This window comes from Alkalihalophilus marmarensis DSM 21297 (assembly GCF_000474275.2).
GTDB classification, from domain to species: domain Bacteria; phylum Bacillota; class Bacilli; order Bacillales; family Bacillaceae_D; genus Alkalihalophilus; species Alkalihalophilus marmarensis.
Map to the genome: position 1 here is coordinate 117,208 of NZ_ATAE01000020.1, position 19,337 is coordinate 136,544.

20 protein-coding genes are annotated in these 19,337 nt (G+C 41.9%); 7 read left to right on the plus strand and 13 right to left on the minus strand.

Annotated features, from left to right (window positions below):
* Nucleotide 1: 1 nt before the first annotated feature.
* Together A33I_RS07470 and A33I_RS07475 are read right to left on the minus strand one after the other, a co-directional pair.
* Nucleotides 2-1,150 carry an acyl-CoA dehydrogenase family protein gene (locus tag A33I_RS07470; protein WP_012959108.1) on the minus strand — a complete coding sequence of 383 codons (1,149 nt, stop codon included), beginning with the start codon at nucleotides 1,148-1,150 and terminating at the stop codon, nucleotides 2-4.
* 198 nt (nucleotides 1,151-1,348) lie between these two features.
* A complete protein-coding gene (locus A33I_RS07475) occupies nucleotides 1,349-2,008 on the minus strand; it encodes a hypothetical protein (RefSeq protein WP_022627875.1) in 660 nt (219 codons plus the stop codon).
* Nucleotides 2,009-2,160: 152 nt separating this feature from the next.
* Here A33I_RS07475 and safA point away from each other — a divergent pair, with 152 nt between their 5' ends.
* Together safA and A33I_RS07485 are read left to right on the plus strand one after the other, a co-directional pair.
* Complete coding sequence (gene safA / locus A33I_RS07480) at nucleotides 2,161-2,787, plus strand: SafA/ExsA family spore coat assembly protein (protein WP_081457657.1); 627 nt, start codon at nucleotides 2,161-2,163, stop codon at nucleotides 2,785-2,787.
* Nucleotides 2,788-2,882: 95 nt separating this feature from the next.
* Nucleotides 2,883-4,028: a glycosyltransferase family 2 protein gene (locus tag A33I_RS07485; protein WP_022627876.1), complete on the plus strand. Its 1,146-nt coding sequence runs from the start codon at nucleotides 2,883-2,885 to the stop codon at nucleotides 4,026-4,028.
* A 19-nt stretch (nucleotides 4,029-4,047) separates the two neighbouring features.
* Here the strand turns inward: A33I_RS07485 and A33I_RS07490 are convergent, their stop codons facing one another.
* Complete coding sequence (locus A33I_RS07490) at nucleotides 4,048-4,536, minus strand: GNAT family N-acetyltransferase (protein ID WP_012959112.1); 489 nt, start codon at nucleotides 4,534-4,536, stop codon at nucleotides 4,048-4,050.
* 145 nt (nucleotides 4,537-4,681) lie between these two features.
* Between A33I_RS07490 and A33I_RS07495 the strand changes: the two genes are divergently transcribed.
* From A33I_RS07495 to A33I_RS07505, 3 genes are all read left to right on the plus strand, one after another.
* Nucleotides 4,682-4,987, plus strand: coding sequence for a hypothetical protein (locus tag A33I_RS07495; protein ID WP_012959113.1), 306 nt, complete (start codon nucleotides 4,682-4,684; stop codon nucleotides 4,985-4,987).
* Between the two features lie 106 nt (nucleotides 4,988-5,093).
* Nucleotides 5,094-5,909, plus strand: coding sequence for a hypothetical protein (locus A33I_RS07500; RefSeq protein WP_022627877.1), 816 nt, complete (start codon nucleotides 5,094-5,096; stop codon nucleotides 5,907-5,909).
* Between the two features lie 89 nt (nucleotides 5,910-5,998).
* Nucleotides 5,999-6,205 (plus strand): hypothetical protein, encoded by a 207-nt coding sequence (locus A33I_RS07505; RefSeq protein WP_022627878.1) that lies wholly within the window; start codon nucleotides 5,999-6,001, stop codon nucleotides 6,203-6,205.
* A 539-nt stretch (nucleotides 6,206-6,744) separates the two neighbouring features.
* Here A33I_RS07505 and A33I_RS07510 read toward each other — a convergent pair.
* A complete protein-coding gene (locus A33I_RS07510; protein WP_022627879.1) occupies nucleotides 6,745-7,896 on the minus strand; it encodes a GNAT family N-acetyltransferase in 1,152 nt (383 codons plus the stop codon).
* Between the two features lie 192 nt (nucleotides 7,897-8,088).
* Here A33I_RS07510 and A33I_RS07515 point away from each other — a divergent pair, with 192 nt between their 5' ends.
* Both A33I_RS07515 and A33I_RS07520 read left to right on the plus strand, forming a co-directional pair.
* The gene (locus A33I_RS07515; protein ID WP_022627880.1) at nucleotides 8,089-8,922 is read left to right on the plus strand and encodes a Cof-type HAD-IIB family hydrolase; all 834 of its coding nucleotides are present in this window, start codon (nucleotides 8,089-8,091) and stop codon (nucleotides 8,920-8,922) included.
* Nucleotides 8,923-9,087: 165 nt separating this feature from the next.
* A complete protein-coding gene (locus A33I_RS07520; protein WP_022627881.1) occupies nucleotides 9,088-9,807 on the plus strand; it encodes a YebC/PmpR family DNA-binding transcriptional regulator in 720 nt (239 codons plus the stop codon).
* Between the two features lie 32 nt (nucleotides 9,808-9,839).
* Here A33I_RS07520 and A33I_RS07525 read toward each other — a convergent pair whose 3' ends face one another.
* The 9 genes from A33I_RS07525 to A33I_RS07565 form a co-directional block, all read right to left on the minus strand.
* Nucleotides 9,840-10,595 carry an exodeoxyribonuclease III gene (locus A33I_RS07525; protein WP_022627882.1) on the minus strand — a complete coding sequence of 252 codons (756 nt, stop codon included), beginning with the start codon at nucleotides 10,593-10,595 and terminating at the stop codon, nucleotides 9,840-9,842.
* Nucleotides 10,596-10,688: 93 nt separating this feature from the next.
* A complete protein-coding gene (locus A33I_RS07530) occupies nucleotides 10,689-11,969 on the minus strand; it encodes a peptidase (RefSeq protein WP_022627883.1) in 1,281 nt (426 codons plus the stop codon).
* Nucleotides 11,966-12,649 carry a 3-oxoacid CoA-transferase subunit B gene (locus tag A33I_RS07535; RefSeq protein WP_022627884.1) on the minus strand — a complete coding sequence of 228 codons (684 nt, stop codon included), beginning with the start codon at nucleotides 12,647-12,649 and terminating at the stop codon, nucleotides 11,966-11,968. The genes A33I_RS07530 and A33I_RS07535 overlap by 4 nt, the downstream gene beginning before the upstream one ends.
* Nucleotides 12,634-13,329, minus strand: a complete 696-nt coding sequence (locus A33I_RS07540) for a CoA transferase subunit A (protein WP_022627885.1) — start codon at nucleotides 13,327-13,329, stop codon at nucleotides 12,634-12,636. Before A33I_RS07540 ends, A33I_RS07535 begins: the two co-directional genes overlap by 16 nt.
* A 21-nt stretch (nucleotides 13,330-13,350) precedes the next feature.
* Nucleotides 13,351-14,697 (minus strand): aspartate aminotransferase family protein, encoded by a 1,347-nt coding sequence (locus A33I_RS07545; RefSeq protein WP_022627886.1) that lies wholly within the window; start codon nucleotides 14,695-14,697, stop codon nucleotides 13,351-13,353.
* Nucleotides 14,698-14,738: 41 nt separating this feature from the next.
* Nucleotides 14,739-15,011, minus strand: a complete 273-nt coding sequence (locus A33I_RS07550) for a YokU family protein (protein ID WP_022627887.1) — start codon at nucleotides 15,009-15,011, stop codon at nucleotides 14,739-14,741.
* 4 nt (nucleotides 15,012-15,015) lie between these two features.
* A complete protein-coding gene (kamA, locus tag A33I_RS07555; protein ID WP_022627888.1) occupies nucleotides 15,016-16,452 on the minus strand; it encodes a lysine 2,3-aminomutase in 1,437 nt (478 codons plus the stop codon).
* A gap of 258 nt (nucleotides 16,453-16,710) precedes the next feature.
* Complete coding sequence (gene ablB / locus A33I_RS07560; protein ID WP_022627889.1) at nucleotides 16,711-17,550, minus strand: putative beta-lysine N-acetyltransferase; 840 nt, start codon at nucleotides 17,548-17,550, stop codon at nucleotides 16,711-16,713.
* Entirely contained in the window at nucleotides 17,547-18,968 is a 1,422-nt protein-coding gene (locus A33I_RS07565; RefSeq protein ID WP_022627890.1) for a sigma-54 interaction domain-containing protein, read from the minus strand. Before A33I_RS07565 ends, ablB begins: the two co-directional genes overlap by 4 nt.
* Nucleotides 18,969-19,337 lie beyond the last annotated feature (369 nt).

Here is a 19,337-nt window from a genome sequence, read left to right on the forward strand (position 1 = left end):
TCTATAACCCCATTTTTTTCGCAATGATCGTTTTCATGATTTCATTTGTCCCTGCATAAATTGCTGATACAGGAATATCTCTAGAACGTCTTGCTACTTCATACTCTTCCATGTATCCATACCCTCCGTGCAGCTGGACACACGTACTGACTGTCTCTTTCGCAAGATCAGTGAGCCACCACTTTGCCATAGACACTTCTTTAACCACATCCTCGCCTCTCATATGCCGCTCTACTAAGGAGTGAAGGAAGGTACGGCCAATTTCCCCTTTTGTTGCTAGTTCAACTAAAGTAAATTGATTATGTTGAAACGATCCGACCGGTTTTCCAAATGCTTTTCTTTCCTTTACATACGTAAGAGTAGAATCAAGCGTCACTTCTGCTGCTGTAACAGCTGCGATCGCTACGATCAGCCTCTCCTGCTGCAGCTGCTCCATTAAGTAGTAGAAACCCTTCCCGGCCTCTCCTAATAGATTTTCCTTTGGTACACGGACATCTTCAAATGTGAGTTCAAGCGTGTCTTGAGATCTGAGTCCGACCTTATCGAGTTTTTTCCCTTTAATGAATCCTTCAGAATTTCCATCTACGACTAAAAGACTGATTCCTGCTCTAGCTGGCTCTGCTCTTGGATCTGTTTTACAAACGACGACAAACAGATCCCCGTGAAGGCCATTTGAAATAAACGTTTTAGAGCCATTTAATACATAGGAATCGCCATCTAATATTGCCGTTGTTTTAATTGCCTGCAGGTCAGAACCTGTCCCTGGTTCTGTCATCGCAACGGCTGTCACTGCCTCCCCTGTAGCACATTTAGGAAGCCACCGACCCTTTTGTTCTTCATTACCATAGTGCCATAAATAAGGAACAACCACATCATTATGCAATGGAACTCCTACTAGACTTGAACCAATGCGTTCTAGTTCTTCGATCAGGACAAAGGAGTAGCCAAAATCAGCTCCCATTCCGCCGTACTCTTCAGGAAGCCACGGACATAAAAGTCCTTCACCTCCAAGCTTGTACCAAATATCCCTAGGAATGAGTCCATCCTTCTCCCATTTTTCATAATGAGGTTTAATCTCTTTTTCTAGAAAACTCCGAACCGCTTTACGAAAAATCATATGCTCTTCTTTTAAAAAAGATGCTGTACCCATGCATATCCCCCTTTAAAACGCTTTCATTTCTACTTTATTAACTATCTTATCGCTATTACTTTATGCAACGCTCACCATTCTCATTAACATAATATTCTTACTACTATACTTTTACATTCGTCTAGTAAACAGGTTTTTCCTGCTTATTCAACAAAAATCCCCTATGAATGATAATTCATTCATGGGGGTTAAAGGTCTTTATGGCGAATAGACATCACGAACAATGGCAACTAGATACCACTCGCCCTCTTTTTCTTCAAATACAAACCGAAGCGCCTGCCAATCGAACTCAATGTCAGAAGGTGGTGAGTAATACTCTACATACTTTGCTTCAGGATACTCATCAGCAATCGTATTTATCATTCCCCCACTTTCTACAATGGAGTCGTTATAGGTCACTTCAGTGTAATCAACGGACGATACTCCTTGATGCATAAGGAGGTAATTTGTCACCCAATTATGGGCTGTCATTATAAATTGCTGATCGCCGTGATCATATCCCCATATATACTCCGTGTCATTACCGAGGTTGGCTGCCTCTTCTTTTGTAAAGGTTACATCATTATCTTCATCTGTTCCGATAGCGGCATAAAAGGAAAATGTTAAGCCTTTTTTGGGATGAGTCATTTTAGAGAGGCTTTGCCAATCTTGCTTTGAAAGTGTAAGAAGCGCAGTATCTGCTTTTTTCAGCAGTTTTTCTTTTTCCGTGAGCTCTGCATCACCCTCTGCTTCTTCTGGATCAGTCTCTACATTTTCACCAGGTACTTCCTCTTGTAGTAAATCCTCCCTTTCATTTGCAGAATTTTGACATGCGGCCAAAACTAGTAACAACATCCCAATAAGCAGCAACATTTTCATTACTAGATCCCTCCATTCGCCTTAGTTCATTTTTTCATATAAAAACGATGGACCTACTAAACTTCCTAACACTAGTAAACGAGCCAATTACTACCCTTTAGAGGCAGCAATTACCGCTATACTTACATAGTAAACCTTTTTATTATAGATTTATGAGACATTTCAAACGATTTACCTCACTCTTTTTATTGTCCGTTGCCTTAGTCTTTGGTTTTGGTGGAACAGATGCCGAAGCGTCTACCACACACACTGTTTCACAAGGAGATACAATGTGGAAAATTGCTGTCCGCTATCAAGTGGGTGTGACAGAAATTATCCAAGCAAACCCGCAAGTATCTAATCCTAATGTGATCTATCCTGGCCAGCGCCTAACGATCCCTAGCGCATCAAGCTTTGTATCAATGGAAGAAGAAGTCATTCGTCTTGTGAACCAAGAACGTGCGAAACACGGCTTAAATCCACTACAAAGCAACTGGGAATTATCACGTGTTGCTAGATTCAAGTCAGAGGATATGCGTGATAAAAACTACTTCAGCCATACATCACCAACATACGGAAGTCCGCATCAAATGATCCGTAATTTCGGGATTACATACCGCGCTTCAGGTGAAAACATCGCTGCTGGTCAAACTTCTGCACAGGCTGTGTTCAATGCTTGGATGAACAGCACAGGCCACCGTCAGAATATTCTTTCTTCTAACTATACGCACATTGGTGTAGGTTATGCAAAAGGAGGTTCGTACGGTCACTATTGGACACAAATGTTCATTGGCCGCTAAAAGTGAGGGGATTTCCCTCGCTTTTTTTGTTTGAACATCTCGCTTCTCATCGAAACAAAAAAAGGCTAAGATCATAGGTAAGGAGTGATTACTATATGATTATGTGGCTTCTTCTATTTACTTGCCTTTTTTGGCTGATCATTTTAATAGATGCAGTGATTGGAATGAGAAAGATTGATCGATTAGAAGATGTAAGTGTGGAAATGTTCGATGACGCTCCCCTTATATCCATTATTATTGCTGCTAGAAATGAAGAAACAGGTATATCTGCGAGTCTCTATTCACAGATAAAACAAAGCTACCCCGCACTAGAATGGATCGTCGTGAATGACCGTTCTACTGACCGTACCCGCGAGCATATTGAATCTATTCGTAAAAAAGATGCGAGAATAACCTCTATCCATATAAAGGAGCTTCCGCAAGGCTGGCTTGGTAAAAATCATGCGCTGTATCAGGGGTACAAAAAAGCAAAAGGAGACTATCTTTTATTTACGGATGCGGATATTATCTATCAGCCTGATACGATTGAAAAGGCGATGAACTACGTGAAGAAAAACGATATCGATCATCTCACGCTCGCACCCAACATGAATGTGAAACGATTTTGGCCTAAGGCGTTTATTTCGTTTTTCTTATTTGGATTTTCCTTCTTTAAAAGACCGTGGATGGCCAATGTTGATTCAAGTAAATCCGCCATCGGGATTGGTGCCTTTAATTTAGTTTCAAAGAAGGCTTACGAATCAATCGGTGGTCATCAAGCAATAAAAGAGCGGCCTGACGATGATTTGATGCTTGGGGTCCTTTTGAAACAAAAAGGATATAAGCAGAGGATGGTCACGGCACTCAATCACCTCGAAGTAGAATGGTATGCGACTTTAAAAGAGGCATTTGTAGGCCTTGAGAAAAACACATTAGCAGGACTCTATTATCGATATTCCATGGTCGCTCTTGCAGTAAGCGGTGTGTTTATCACCCATGTTCTCCCATTCTTGACCTTATTTTCAAACTCTGAACTCGTCCGTATGTTATCTATTCTTAGTATCGTGTTGATTGCTGGTGTGTACATGCAGACCGTTCATAAGATGACTAAAGGGGCCCTTAAGTCTCTTCCCGTCCTCCCGGTTACTGCTCTTCTTTTTATTTACTGTATTGCCCGTGCTGCCTTTCTTACTGCCTATCGCGGCGGGATTGTATGGAGAGGAACGTTCTATTCGATCAAAGAGCTTCGTCAAAAAAACTAGCCGTGCGAGTAACGCATGGCTAGTTTAATTTACGTCTATAAAACTTTCGATCGACATGCACAATCGGAAATGACGAGGGCAAGTCTGACTTTGTGATCTCTTGAAAATGATTCTTCTCATAGAAACGATGTGCCGCCTTAAATTCGTTTGTCGTTCCAAGATAGATTACGTCAAATTCGTTCGCTTTTGCCCATTCAAGCGCATACTCTAAAAGCCTGGCTGCAATGTTGTAACGAGATCCTCTATATTCTTTTTTTACAAACATTTTTCTAAGGGCCAACACTCCTTCTTCTACTTTAAGAAAACTGACCGTCCCTACCACTTCATCTTCAATAGCAGCCGTCCAAAAATTCCCGCCTTTTTTGATGTAGTGGCTATGGATATCTAATAAATCTGGCTGGTCAGCCGCGGTAATTGAAACCCCGTATTCATCTTGCTGGATCGGCAGGATTAAATTTATAATTTGTTCTTTAATCTTTTCTTCGTATTCCTTGATGTCTACACTCATGTTCTATCTGCTCCCCTTACACATTTACTCTTTCTAAATTCTTACATTTTACTATGTAAGCTGCTGTTTTCATAGTCTTTTATAGGATTTTCATGCTATGTTCGTTATACTAGCAACATATACCTTTAAAAAAGGAGTCATTAAGATGAACAAAAAAGAGATAGAAGATAAGATTATTGGACAATATCAACAAGAAGAAAGCATGATGATCCTCGTCTTTGCACAGTGGTGTGTCAATCACGACCTAGACCCTGCTGACCTTTATAAGCGTGCTTACCCCAATCAAGGAGATAATCCAGCCCTTAAGCATGCCTTAGAATTAACAGTACCTAAAGAAGAAGCAGGTGAAATAAATGATCAGACCTTGCTTGGAGTACTCTCTTTATTCGGTAATGATGATTTAGCCTTTGTCGTTACGGAAGAAATGAATAACTTAAAGAAACGCAAATAGACAGCTATTTGCGTTTTTTGTCGAGTGAATGACATGCCTCCATCCTCTTCCTCGGAATATAATAAGGAAGAAAACACCATTACTTCAAGTGAAGGGGACTAAATCCATGAAGCTCAAACGCCTTCTCTATGTAAACATCCTCCTTATCACCTGCTTACTCATCTTCTCTCTGTATCAAATGTATGTCGTAACCTCAGTCAAAGCGGCACTGTACCATGTTCAAAATGAGCTGCAAAACACTCAGTCAGAACTGTCGTATTTACATTCCGAACTCTACACAATAAGAGAAGAAACTAAATGGCTGTCGTACACGGACTTTACAGCAGCCTACCCTGAAACATATGGGCCTCCGGTTACGATTACGATAAGCTGGTCTTTTTCAGAAAATGAATCTGAGTCCTCGGTCTTTTTAAGAAGCAGAGCCGTTGGTGAGTCCGAATGGCACACAGTAGATGCAATCCAGTCAGATGAGCTCTTTTATAAAGCAAGCTTTGATGTCCTGCCTAACCTAGAATATGAATACCAAGTTGTATCAAAGGGAGCCATGACCAGAAGTTCTGATATTGACTATGTGCCTACTGACCTTTATCGACCACAGCCGTTAACCATGGAGTTTAGCTCTTATACTCATACAAATAATGATATCATCTCAGCTTACGAGGCTGCGTTCTCTTTACCTGCTAATCAGCCAGACTATTTTAAAGCAACCAAAGCCCAGGCCATTGTGACCGATAAAGGTGGTGAGATTTCTAAGGTGCCGCTTACTAAGAATAAGAATGGAAACTTAGAAGAATGGAAACTTCAAATTAGCGGGTTGCAAATAAGAGAAATTAAATTAGAGGTTACGTACGGAAATGGCAAAAAACATACACGTATGATATATCCGTATGAAGACTATGAATTTGACCATTTTTATGATTGAAGCACCTGGACTATTCAGTGGATCAATTGTAATCAAATGTAAAATACGGTGTGATATACAATAAAAAAATTTGCTAGGGGGAAGTATTTTTGGAGGAGAAAAAACCAAGATTGTCTTTGACAGGCGCAATCGTTTTATTAAGTATTACGATAATATTTTCTTCATGTAATATATCAAGTGCAATTAGAGACACTCAACCAAACTACACAGGCAATGACACATATTATTATGAATTAAATAGATTCAACGAGAATTTTGAAGAACTCATCAAAACCCTCCAAGAGAATAATGAGTAAAGACGTAGCTGGAAAAGATACATCCTCTTCCTATAGTAGTAGTTGATTTCCGCTGCAGGCACACGCTTTCCGCGGGCGGTCCGGAAGCCTCCTCGTCGCTACGCTCCTGTGGGGTCTTCCCTGGCCACGCACATCCCGCTGGAGTCGGTGCCTTCCTCTCCAATCAACAGAGGAAGGATGTTGTGAAGGTCCTCCCTCTTTATAATTAGCTTTTTAGGGACCTTAAAATCGGAGCGGGAGATGAATGTAAAAGTATATTTTAGCACTGAGCCCATTACCTACATTATTCACTTCATTCCTGGAAAAAGCAGAAAAACAGCGGATGAAATATACGTAGACTTCTGCAGGGAGTAGAGCAGGAGTGAGATCCCACAGGGCATAGCCCGAGGAAGCTCACCAGCTCCCCGCGAAAAGCGAAGTATATTTCAGGAGCGGCGTGTCTAGACACTTCTATAATGTGTTGATCCCATATAAGTTAGAATACCTGCTCCCGAGCTCGTCTTAAAATGCTTATTTTCTCTCAGCTAATCCTCTAAGCGTTAAAAGAAATCATAAAAGTAAGGTGTTGTTTGTGGGATGAGTAGCTCTAGCTGATTTAGCTGTTCGTCTGTTGCATCAAGCAGACCGCATGCTTTTAACTCAGCGGGGCTCTTGTATCCAAAGCAAAGCGCTGCCAGCGATTGAACCGTTAACGTGACACCCTCTTTATTCGGCTTTTGTGATTTAACGCCTTTTTTATTGAATAGAAATGATTGATAATTCCACTCGGCAAATGAATCTGTCACATGGATAGTGAGCGGCTCTGCTAAATTAGTGTGATCCCACTCATAGTTTTTGGTGAATGCTTCTACATCAACAATTCTCACCATAAAGTAAGGCTTCACTTCAGCTTTTACTCTTGGTTCGTCTATAGCAAAAAAGAGCGGTTCCTTCTCATGAGTAGTGAGGCTCACTTCCTCTACCATCGAATCATGCTGGCATATAAAATTCCATAACCCCGTTCTTGCTTCCGCATCAAGAGCGATAAATTCTTCAACGTCCATCTTTGAGTCCTTCACTGTATAAAGAAGATAACCTTTTGGGCTTTTTGCTTTATCGAAATACATAGCGATATTCATATCCTTTACAACCGTTTTCCACCAGTACGCCTCTCGGATCAGCATGCCTGAGAATTGGCTCGCATAGGTATTGTACACTTGTGTTAGGTCGGGATGCTCTTCCTCTGTAGTGAATCGTTTGATGCTCCCAGCAGTATTGCCGATCCTTTTGAGATCACTCTTTTTGAGGGTGGTCATTAGACGGTTTGTGAAAAGTTCCCACCCGTAAGACCGGTAAAACGGGACCGAAAACGGATGAAGCATCGAGATCGTCATGCCTTTTTCTCTCATTTCTTTTAGCGAATGAAGTAACAGCGCCTTCACATGACCGCTTCTACGATATTCAGGATAAGTCGCAACCCCAGCTACCCCTCCCATCTTCCACTTGTTACCTTGCAAATAGATATGATGCGGAAGAAGATGAAGCTTTGATGCCAGTTTTTCGTCCTCATTGATTCCATATACAATATGATGATGGTTCATCCTTTGCTTTAGTTCCTCTATTCTTTCCTTTGATACTTTGTATTGAAATGCATATTCTGATAAATTAATAGCTTCTATATATTGCTCACTTTGTAAAATCTTAATGTTCATTCTAAATCCTCCGCTGGTTAAATTATGCCGTACCCTTACTAATTCTAGATACAGCCTCACAACTCCTCTTAGCTTTACCAAGTCCTGCCCTTGCAAGAATAGACAACATTCCGTTATAGTAAACTAGCACAGAAAGTAAAGTAGCATAATACTAAAGTAGCATAATAGTAAAGGACGAAAGGATTTTTCATCATGACTGATATAAATAAAGAGTATAAAATGATTGTCCTAGATTTAGATGATACGTTGCTTAGAGACGACCACACGATCTCCAGCCGTACGAAAGAAGCATTAATGGAGGCACAGAAAAACGGGGTAAAAGTCGTACTTGCTTCAGGCAGACCAACATACGGGATGGTTCCTATTGCTAACGAATTAAAACTTGCTGATTACGGAAGCTTTATTCTATCGTTTAACGGAGCTAAAATCATTAACTCCAAAACGAATGAAGAAATGTATAGCAGCACATTATCTCCCGAACAGCTCCATGAGTTGTATCATGTCAGCCAGCGTGAAAATGTCGGGATCCACACATATATGGAAAATGACATTGTTACGGAGGCTAATAACGAATATACGATGATTGAAGGCGAAATTACAGGAATGCCAGTAATTGAAGTCGAGCGTTTTGTTGATGCCGTTGATGAACCTTGTGTAAAAGCATTAATGGTCGGTCATCCCGATCGTTTAGTAGAGGTAGAAAAGAAGCTTCAAGAAGAGTTTCGCGGCCAGCTTAGTGTGATGCGCTCAAAGCCTTATTTTCTTGAATTTACAGAAGATGGTGTGACAAAAGGAGCGAGCTTACACAGCTTGATCACAAAGCTTGGAATTAAGAAAGAAGAGGTTATCGCAATGGGCGACAGCTACAATGATCAGACGATGATTGAGTTTGCAGGACTTGGTGTCGCAATGGGCAACGCCCCAGATGACATTAAAGAGATTGCCGATTATGTAACAGACACGAATATGAATGACGGTGTAGCCAAAGTGGTTGAAGAGTTTGTACTTAATAAAGTTACCAAATAAATAGGTTTTGAGATTTTAGAGGCTGCCACAAATCATGCGGCCGGCCTCTTCATTCACGTCCTTTCACCTAAAATTAGACATTCCTTGTTTCCTTCATAAAAGGATGATGTATAATAGAGGACGTATTAAGAAGAAGAAACTTATTTCGGAAAGTGAGTGTTCACGATGGGTCGTAAATGGAACAATATTAAAGAAAAAAAAGCGGCAAAAGATAAAAATACGAGCCGAATCTATGCAAAATTCGGCCGTGAAATTTATGTGGTAGCTAGACAAGGCGAGCCTGACCCTGAATTAAATCAGGCATTAAAATTTGTTCTTGAGCGTGCTAAAACGTACAATGTTCCAAAACATATTATTGAACGCGCGATCGAAAAAGCAAAAGGCGGAACAGAAGAAAACTATGATGAGCTTCGTTATGAAGGCTTCGGTCCGAGCGGTTCTATGATTATCGTTGATGCCTTGACGAATAATGTAAACCGCACCGTGGCGGAAGTTCGTGCAGCTTTCAGTAAAAACAGCGGAAACATGGGTGTAAGCGGCTCGGTTGCGTATATGTTTGATGAAACAGCTGTTATTGGTTTAGAAGGTAAAACGGCTGATGAAGCACTTGAACTACTAATGGAAGCAGATGTAGATGTTCGTGACATCATTGAAGAAGACGAGTCAGTCATTACATATGCAGCACCTGATCAATTCCACACTGTACTTGAAGCGTTCAAGCAAGCAGGAGTTGAAGACTTTACTGTCACTGAGATTACGATGCTTCCACAAAGTGAAGTTGAATTGACTGGTGATGATCTAGTTCAATTTGAAAAGATTATTGACACATTAGAAGATTTAGAAGATGTACAGCATGTCCACCATAATGTGGATTTAGGTGAATAAGGATAAAAAACCACGCGGCTGCGTGGTTTTCCTTATATATTAAGTTCTAAGCCAATTGGACAGTGGTCGCTTCCTAAAACCTCAGCATAGATCGATGCTTCGTTAATCTGTTCTTTAAGCTGATTAGAGACAATGAAATAGTCGATCCGCCAGCCAATATTTCTTGCACGGACATCTCTCATATAAGACCACCATGTAAACGCATCTGTCCGCTCAGGGTATAAATAACGGAAACTATCAATAAAACCAGATTCTAAGAGAGTCGTCATCTTTCCTCGCTCTTCTAGAGTAAACCCAGAATTGCCGTGATTTGATCTGGCATTTTTCAAGTCAACCTCGGCATGGGCAACATTTAAGTCTCCGCAGTAGACAACGGGTTTATGCCGATCGAGATCTAGAAGATACTCTTTTAATGCATCCTCCCATTCCAGCCTTTCTGGCAAACGAGATAAATCACGTTTTGCATTAATCGTATACACATTAACTAAATAAAACGAATCAAACTCCAAAGTGATAATGCGGCCCTCATCCTCTGATTCTAGCTCACCTACTCCGTACCTGACGGAGATCGGCTTTTGTTTCGTGAATACAGCCGTGCCGGAATACCCCTTCTTCAATGCATAATTCCAAAATTGATGATAGCCGTCAAGCTCTAATTCAATCTGTCCCTCCTGCAGCTTCGTCTCTTGCAGGCAGAAGATATCTGCATTCTGCTCATGAAAAAAATCAAGAAATCCTTTTTTCACACAAGCTCGCAGGCCATTTACGTTCCATGAAATCAACTTCATTCCTACTCACAATCTCCCTTTCTATGCGATCGAATAAATCTACCTTTTAAATCCTAGCATATTTTAAGACCGAATAGAATGAGAGTGACTTGCTCATCCTTTCTCGTCGCCGCACCAATCAATAATTGTGTGCGCAATCACTTCAGCACAAGAGAAAACTTTCTCAAGTTCAATATATTCGTTAGGGAAATGTGCTTTCTCTGTTACACCTGGACCAAATACAACTGTTGGAATGCTGCCAATTTCAGTTAAAAGACCTCCATCTGTGCCCCATGGTGAGGCCTCAATCACAGGTGGTGCCCCGATTACTTCTTTATATTTATCCCCGAGTAACTGCATAAATGAATGATTTGGATCAAGTGAGCCAGGAAGCCATCTGGCCCCGAACCACTCAAGGGTTACAGGAAACTCTTCGAACCAAGGATCTTTCTCGGCAAGCCTTCGGATCCATTGCTTCATTTCTTCTTTCGCCTCCTCAATCGTCTCCTCAGGCGACACTCCAAATCTGCCTTCCACCGTCACTAGATCAGGTACAGAAGACGGCCAGTCACCTCCATGAATTTTGCCTATATTGATTGGAATCGGAATCGGAATCGTTTGATATAACGGGTCCGTAATACTATCGTTTCGAATCTTCTCCAGCTCTTTTATATGATTAATAACGGTCATGCTTTTTTCAATCGCGCTGACTCCTTCATACCTCGTGCCGCCGTGGGCAGATAAGCCTTTTACATGCAGCTTAAACCACATCGAGCCTTGCTGCTTAGGGAAAAACTTCATATTGGTAGGTTCCGGAATAATTGCTGCATCTGCTTTGTAGCCGCGCAAAAGAGCAGCAAGTGTCCCCGTCCCTCCACTCTCTTCTTCTATGACACTTTGAAAAATGACATCCCCTTTCAAAGCGATATTCGCTTCTTGGATCGCCTGAATGGCTAGGAGGAGGGCAACATTGCCGCCTTTCATATCCGTCACACCACGGCCATACATCTTCCCGTCTTTCACAACCCCGCTGTAAGGGTGATCCCTCCATTGCGTGACATCACCTGCAGGAACTACATCAATATGTCCATTAAGGATAATTGACCTGCCGCCCCCCGTTCCCTTCAACACCCCGACTACATTCGGGCTGCCCCTGAACTCTGTTCTAGATGAGGCAAAATAACGATGGCTGGTAATTTCCTTTGCATCAGGTTCCCACACATCTACTTCAAGTCCCATCTGCTGCAGGGTTTCAATGACGAGACTTTGAGCCCCTCGTTCATTCCCTTGAGTACTTTCTGCTTGAACAAAAACTCTAAGCAAATGAATAATCTCGTTCTTCTTTGAATCAATACTTTGTTTAATCACTTGAGCCTTATTGACAGACGATTTCATGAATGTTCCTCCTTCCTCGGGTCAAGGACTTTAACGGATTCAGCGATCGTAAGCTCTGCGCCTGTTGCAGCGATCACATCCTCTATCGTGTGGGGAGCGATCACCTCTTTTAATAGTAGTCCAGAAGACGTCACTTCAATCACTGCCATATCAGTAATAATCAATGATACACATCGCCTTGCGGTAAGAGGGAAGGAGCATTGCTTCACAATTTTCGGCTCACCGTCCTTATTCAAATGATTCATCAACACAACAACTTTTTTTGCTTTTTGCGCAAGCTCCATCGCTCCGCCAATTCCTGGCACTCGTTTACCGGGAACAATCCAATTGGCAAGGTCTCCCTCTTCGCTGACTTCAAGGCCGCCAAGGAAGGTCATATCGAGATAGCCTGAACGAATAATTCCAAAAGCAATCGCGCTGTCAAAATAAGAAGCTCCGCGAACCGTCGTTACCGGATAGCCTGCCGCATTACATAAAGTAGGATCTTCTTCTCCTTTTCTCGGTGATGGCCCCATCCCAAGCACCCCGTTCTCTGCATGAAATAGAACCTCTACTTCCTTTGAAATATGATTTGGAATGAGCGAAGGGATGCCGATGCCAAGGTTAACGATCATGCCTGATTGTATTTCTTTAGACGCACGATTGGCCATTTGATTTCTGATATCTACTCCCATACCCACTTCCAATCGACCCCCTCGGTCTTAATAATGAGGTCCACAAAAATACCAGGAGTTGTAATTTCCTCTGGCGCCAGCTCTCCTGGTTCTACAATCTCCTCTACTTCGGCTATTGTAAATGTACCAGCCATTGCGACGAGCGGATTTGTGTTGCGGGCACTCGTTTCATAAATAAGGTTGCCAAATGTATCTGCTTTTTTGGCATATACAATGGAAACATCTGCTGTTAAGGCTGTTTCAAGTAAGTATTCTTTATTATTTAAGATGACTTTCTCTTTTCCTTCTTCAATCATGCTGCCAAGACCCACATCCGTTAAAAATGCTGGAATGCCGACACCGCCGGCTCTGATGCGTTCAGCTAACGTTCCTTGTGGAGAGAATTCTACTTCTAATTCGCCTTCTGTCATCAACTGACCTGCCACTGGATTGGAGCCAATATGGGAAGCAATCAACTTTTTTGCTTGTTTATTTTTAATAATTTGTCCGATTCCAATATGCGGAAAGGCCGAATCATTTCCTATTAAGGTAAGATCTTTCACGCCTTTTTCTAACATCCCGCGAATAATGGTCGGCGGATTACCGATTCCTCCAAATCCGCCAAACATCACAGTTGAGCCATCGTGAATCACAGACAGGGCATCTGATAAGGTGCCTATTTTATTTAACGACCTTTTCGCCTCCATCTCCACTCCTCCCATCTTTTCTCAGCTAGGCATTTCTAGTAGAACCTCATCTATCGATTGTTTTAACCGGTGAACAATCTCATCTATTTCTTCTTCAGTAGTAATTAAAGGAGGGGCAATGATTACAGCATCACCGTCGCCTTTTGTCCGTGCTGTGCCAGCGGGATATATTAATAATCCATTGTTCTGTGCGGCTTTAACCAGCTTTTGCGTAAATCCTAATAGGCTGTCATACGGCTTTTTTGATGAACGGTGCCGCACAAATTCAATGCCGACCATCATTCCCGCACCACGTACATCGCCAATACATGCGAAGTGGTTAAACAGCGACTTTAACTTTTTTTTCAAATATGTCCCATTTTCTTTTGATCTCTCAATCAGACCATGCTTCCTTACATAGCGCAAAACTGCTAAGGCCGTTGCGGCAGATTGCGGATTGGCACTATATGTGTGTCCGCTCATGATGAAATTGGAGCCGTTTTTAATGGGCTCGAGAACCGTCTCCGTACATAAGGCCGCAGCCATCGGGGTGTAGCCAGCACTTAACCCCTTCCCTAATGCAATAATGTCAGGCAATACGTTCCAATGATTGATTCCAAGCGGTGTACCGCATCTCGCAATCCCGGTCATCACTTCATCTGCGATAAACAAAATGTCATGCTCCCGGCAAATTTCCATGATGCGCTCGTAATAGCCCGGAGGCGGAACAATCGCTGCCCCAGCCGCTCCGATAATCGGCTCAGCGATAAAAGCAGCGATATGCTCTGCACCGTTTTTTTCAATTGCAGTAATAAGATCCTCTGCACATTTTAAATGACAAGCAGGATACGTTTCACCGAATGGACACCTGTAGCACGCGGGAGGGGCGACGACTGGATAATCGGCTAATAAGCTGTGAAACCGCTCTCGCCGCTTTTTATGACCAGACATTGACAGTGCTCCGATCGTAATTCCATGGTAACTGGTCCAGCGGGAGATAATTATATTTTTTTGAGGCAGCCCTCTCTCTTGAAAATGCTGAATCGCTATTTTCATCGCTGTTTCTGTTGCCTCTGAGCCGCTGTTAACAAAAAAAGTATAATAATCCTCGTCTCCACCTGCCCATTCATTCAACTCACGCGCAAGCTCCTCTACAGCATCTGAGGTAAATTGAGACCGGTACACAAAAGAGACTTTCTTTGCCTGCTCATTCATCGCTTCAATAATCTCCGCGTTGCCGTGTCCAATGCTTGCAGTCACAGCACCTGAGGCGGCATCGATATAAGCTTTTCCGTCCTTATCATATAAATAGATGCCCTCACCATGTGAAATGACTGGATAATTTCCATCTAACAGCGGTTTAATGACAAGCGACTGATCTTTTTTCACAAACCTCCCCACCCCTCCGCACACTCGTTGCTGCTGCCGATTTAAAAACGGAAGTAATTGCGCTTTAACAATTTTGGCTCTGCCATTAGTGCATCATAAGAGATACAGTTCGGTACATTTTTGATATTAATTAATACAAGGTGGTCTTCAACTTCTTCAATTAATTGATCATCCTGATACATCATCCCGCACTCCGTACACTCAATGGTCGGAGTATCAGTTATTTCAATCGCCCTTGTGCCATCTGGAAGCTCCCAATACACACTGGACGTCGTTTCTTTTGCACTCTCCTCCTCGCACCAAACACATTGCATTCTGTTACGCCTCCTTCTCTTTACTATCTGGTTGTTCTGGCTGCTCCTCTTTCGGCGTGTTCTTTTTTAATTCTGCTTGGTACTTCTTTTCTTTCAGCTGGTCACGCTTTTCACGTTTATCTTTTAAAGTTGTATGTTCAGCGGTAGACTGATATGCCACGCGACGCTCATGACGCTTTAATGATTTCGGTGTTAATGTTGGCTGACTGTCGTTTAAGAGAGAAGCAATGCCTACATCTGTATGCTTTAGAGCCGTATCTGGATAAACGCCGTTAAAGTACTCATCAGCTGTACCTGCTGTATAATTTTCCGGCTCTGGATAGGTTGTAATTACGCCTTCAAAGTTTCGGAGGACCACTTTTTCTGGACTTTGTGAGATCATATAATTTGGCTGCAAGGTGATTTTCCCCCCGCCATGCGGAGCATCGACAACAAAGGTTGGTACACTGTAGCCAGAGGTATGCCCCCTTAAGCCTTCAATAATTTCAAGTCCTTTTGATACCGGGGCTCTGAAATGTCCGATCCCCTCTGATAAGTCACACTGATAAATGTAATACGGCCTTACTCTAATTTTCACAAGGTCCTGACATAGCTTTTTCATAATCGGTACGCTATCATTAATACCAGCAAGAATAACAGCTTGATTTCCAACAGGCACACCTGAATTGACAAGCATTTCACAGGCTTTCTTTGATTCCTCAGTAATCTCAATCGACGTATTAAAATGCGTGTTCAGCCAAACTGGATGGTATTTCTTTAAAATATTGCACAAATTTTCAGTTATTCGCTGCGGGAATACAACCGGCGCACGAGTACCGATGCGAATGATTTCTACATGCGGAATAGCGCGTAAATTCTTTAAAATATATTCAAGGATCGTGTCATTAATTAATAAACCGTCCCCGCCAGAAATTAAGACATCACGAACCTCCGGCGTATTTTTGATATAATCAATTGCCCCATCTAATTGCTTTTTTGGAACCCCCATGCCGATTTGTCCTGAAAACCGGCGACGTGTACAGTAGCGGCAATACATCGAGCATTGATTGGTTACAAGGAATAACACACGATCAGGGTAGCGGTGCGTCAGGCCCGCAACTGGAGAGTCTTCATCTTCTTCTAATGGATCTTCCATATCGTATTTCGTTTTGTAAATCTCTTCTCCAATCGGCACCGACTGCATCCGAATCGGACATCTCGGGTCATCTGGATTCATTAATGAAGCATAGTAAGGAGTAATATTTAGCGGAATCGTTTTTGTTGAAATCCGCACGCCCTCTTCTTCTTCTGGTGTCAGATTGATCACCTGTTTTAAGTCATCTAACGTACGAATGGTATTGGTGAGCTGCCAAATCCAATCGTTCCATTGCTCATCAGTGACATCTTTCCATAAAGAAATCTCTTTCCAATGACGATCAGGTTTGTATAAGTCCATCCACATATGATCTCCCCCTTTATCTACTCCCTAATAGTAAAAGCAAGGAACGTGCCAATTGTTCCTCTCTTACCTAAATTGGGCACCCAAGGCTGGTTTATCAATGTTTTTGGTTATGCCGAGACGTAAAACAACTGGGCTGGGTCTTACTTGAATGAAAACATCTGCCAATTTTCCGGCACTCGAGCAGGAGAACCAACCAAAAAAGAGCTGCCTAATAATCAGCACTCGACTAATTATTGGCAGCTCGTTTTGTAGCAGGTATTAATTTTGTGATAAATCTTTCACCCAAATATTCATATCCTCCAGATCCTCGAAAATGTAGCAATTATTTGTCAGCCGACCTCCATATGCATAGCCTAATTGGAAAAAGGCATCATTCATCCCAAATGATTTCGCTCGCGCAAGAGAGAAGGCACAGTAAATACCTTTATCTTTAAGCTCTTCTTCTAGCTTCATGAGTAGATGCTTCATCAATCCATGTGCTCTATGCTCTGGCAAGGTTGCACAATCCGTAAGTTCAGCATGATGAAAGGTTTTATTTACATCAGCCGACGCGGCACTGATAATCGTTCCTTCATACTCGGTCACACAGAAAAGACTGCCGCCTGCCATCATTTTGCGGACATACTCTGGCTGATCCATCGGCGTAGGATATACAGGAAACACCGTTTTATATAGATGGGCCAATGCTTCTGCATCCACTTCTGTCGCTTTTCGCAATTGGTATAATAGTGGAAGATCATTTAGATGGGGCTTTACATATTTCTGTTGAACCGCTTTTAAAATATCTTGCTCTTCTTGCCATGCTGCACTTGTTCTCCTTGCATCTGTTGTATAAAAAGTCATCACATGCGCATCGCTTCCATTAAAAAATCCTTCTAGCACACCTTCTAATTCAAACCCCTGCCTGATAAATGCCTGCCATTGGCTAGCGGCAGATTGAACAATCACCTTTTCATAGTTACCTGATTTGGCCACTGTTAAAAGAAAGGCTGCGATATCATCTACATTGCCTCTAAACGATTCCACTCTAAGCCGCTTATTAAAATCATCTTTTGTAAGCTCCATTGTAAATGAAGGTTTTTGCACAGTTTCTGTCATGTTCTGCCCTCCTCGTACGTAATGTGTAATTTTTGCAGCTTGTATTGAAGTGTTTGTCTTGGTATCTCAAGCCGTTTGGCTGCTTGCAAGACATTTCCTTTTGCTTCTTGAATCGCTTCTTTAATTAACGTTCGCTCTGTCTCCTCAAGCGTTTTACGCAATGAACGCTTTCGCTCTGGCTGCTCTCGTTTTACGCTTGAATGATTCATCAACTCTTGTTTTAGATAAGCTGGGAGATGGTCTAGATGAATCGCATCTCCTTCTGTCATCATCATCGCGTATTCAACAACATGCTCAAGTTCTCGCACATTTCCGGGCCAGTAGTACCTGCTAGAAAGCTCTAATACATCTTCGTCAATTTGAGTAACAAGCTTTTGAAACGTATAATTATATTTCTTTCTAAAATGCTCCATTAACAAGGGTATATCAGCTTTTCTCTCGCGTAAAGGTGGAATCTCAAGCAAGCATACATTCAGTCTGTAATAAAGATCCCGTCTAAGGATCCCTTTTTCCATACATACATGAGGATGCTCATTCAGCGCTACAACAAAGCGTACGTCCGTTTGATAGCTTTGTGAGCCTCCGAGTCTTCTAATCACTCCATCTTCTAATACACGCAATAATTTACTTTGAAAATCAAGCGGCATCGTATTTAATTCATCTAGAAATAAGGTGCCACCATGTGCTAGTTCAATTAAACCCGCCCGGTCCACTGCTCCTGTGTACGACCCCTTCTTCGTTCCAAATAACATACTCTCTAAAAGCGTGGATGGCAGTGAAGCGCAGTTTTGAGCGATCAGTGATTCCTTGGCTCTTTTTGAAGATTGATGAATGGAATGGACAACCAGCTCTTTCCCTGTCCCTGTTTCACCATAGACCATAATAGGTGAAGAAGTGGCTGCCGCTTTTTTGGCTCGCTCAATCAGTTTCAACATCTGTGCATCTTGTGTAATAAGATCATCCCATGTATAGGTGGCACCTGTTGTTAGACTTGGTTTTTGCTGACTCACCACACTTGACTGCAGGTCGATTAATTTTTGTGAGAGCTGTTTAACTGTAGACAGGTCTTTGGCAATCTCGACCGCACCAATTAATTTTGTTCCAGAATAGATCGGGACCGTTGTATTCACGGTATCTATAAGCTTCCCCCGTATGTTTGTGAACGATTGATGCTGCTGATAGATAGGCTGGCCGCTTTCAATGACCTTGAGTAAGGTGCTATTTTCTTTATTTAACGAAGGAAAAATATCAAGCACATGTTTTCCGAGGGCATCATGTATGGAGATTCCATCATTCTGGGCAGCCCTGTCATTATAAAAAATCGTGATCCCACTTGCATCTACCACATGAATGGCTTCATCAATGCTATGAATAATGGCTTCTAGTAATTCTGGTCGTTTTATGGTTTCAATAAACATGAGCATCACCACTTTTAGGTTGTTTTCTTATGTATCTACTATATTCACGAGTGATGACAAAAAAACCTCTTCTACAGCGCTGGTCTTTATTGGAAACAATAGATTCTAGTTCTTTTCATTGGAGAAAGCCCTTTCCCACCTGCCTTCATCATAAATATATTAGTATACTCATAATATAGGAATCTTTTATCTACTTATCCCAAACTTTTGAATCAAACCTTGATAGACCACCTCATACTAATAGTTCTATCCTCCCTAATATTTCGAGTCCCAAAACAGTCTTTCTTCCTTATTCACAGATTATTCACTTTTCTTTATTATTAAAATATAGTTATTTTTAGTAAGTTACCCATATTTCTTTAGAGGAGG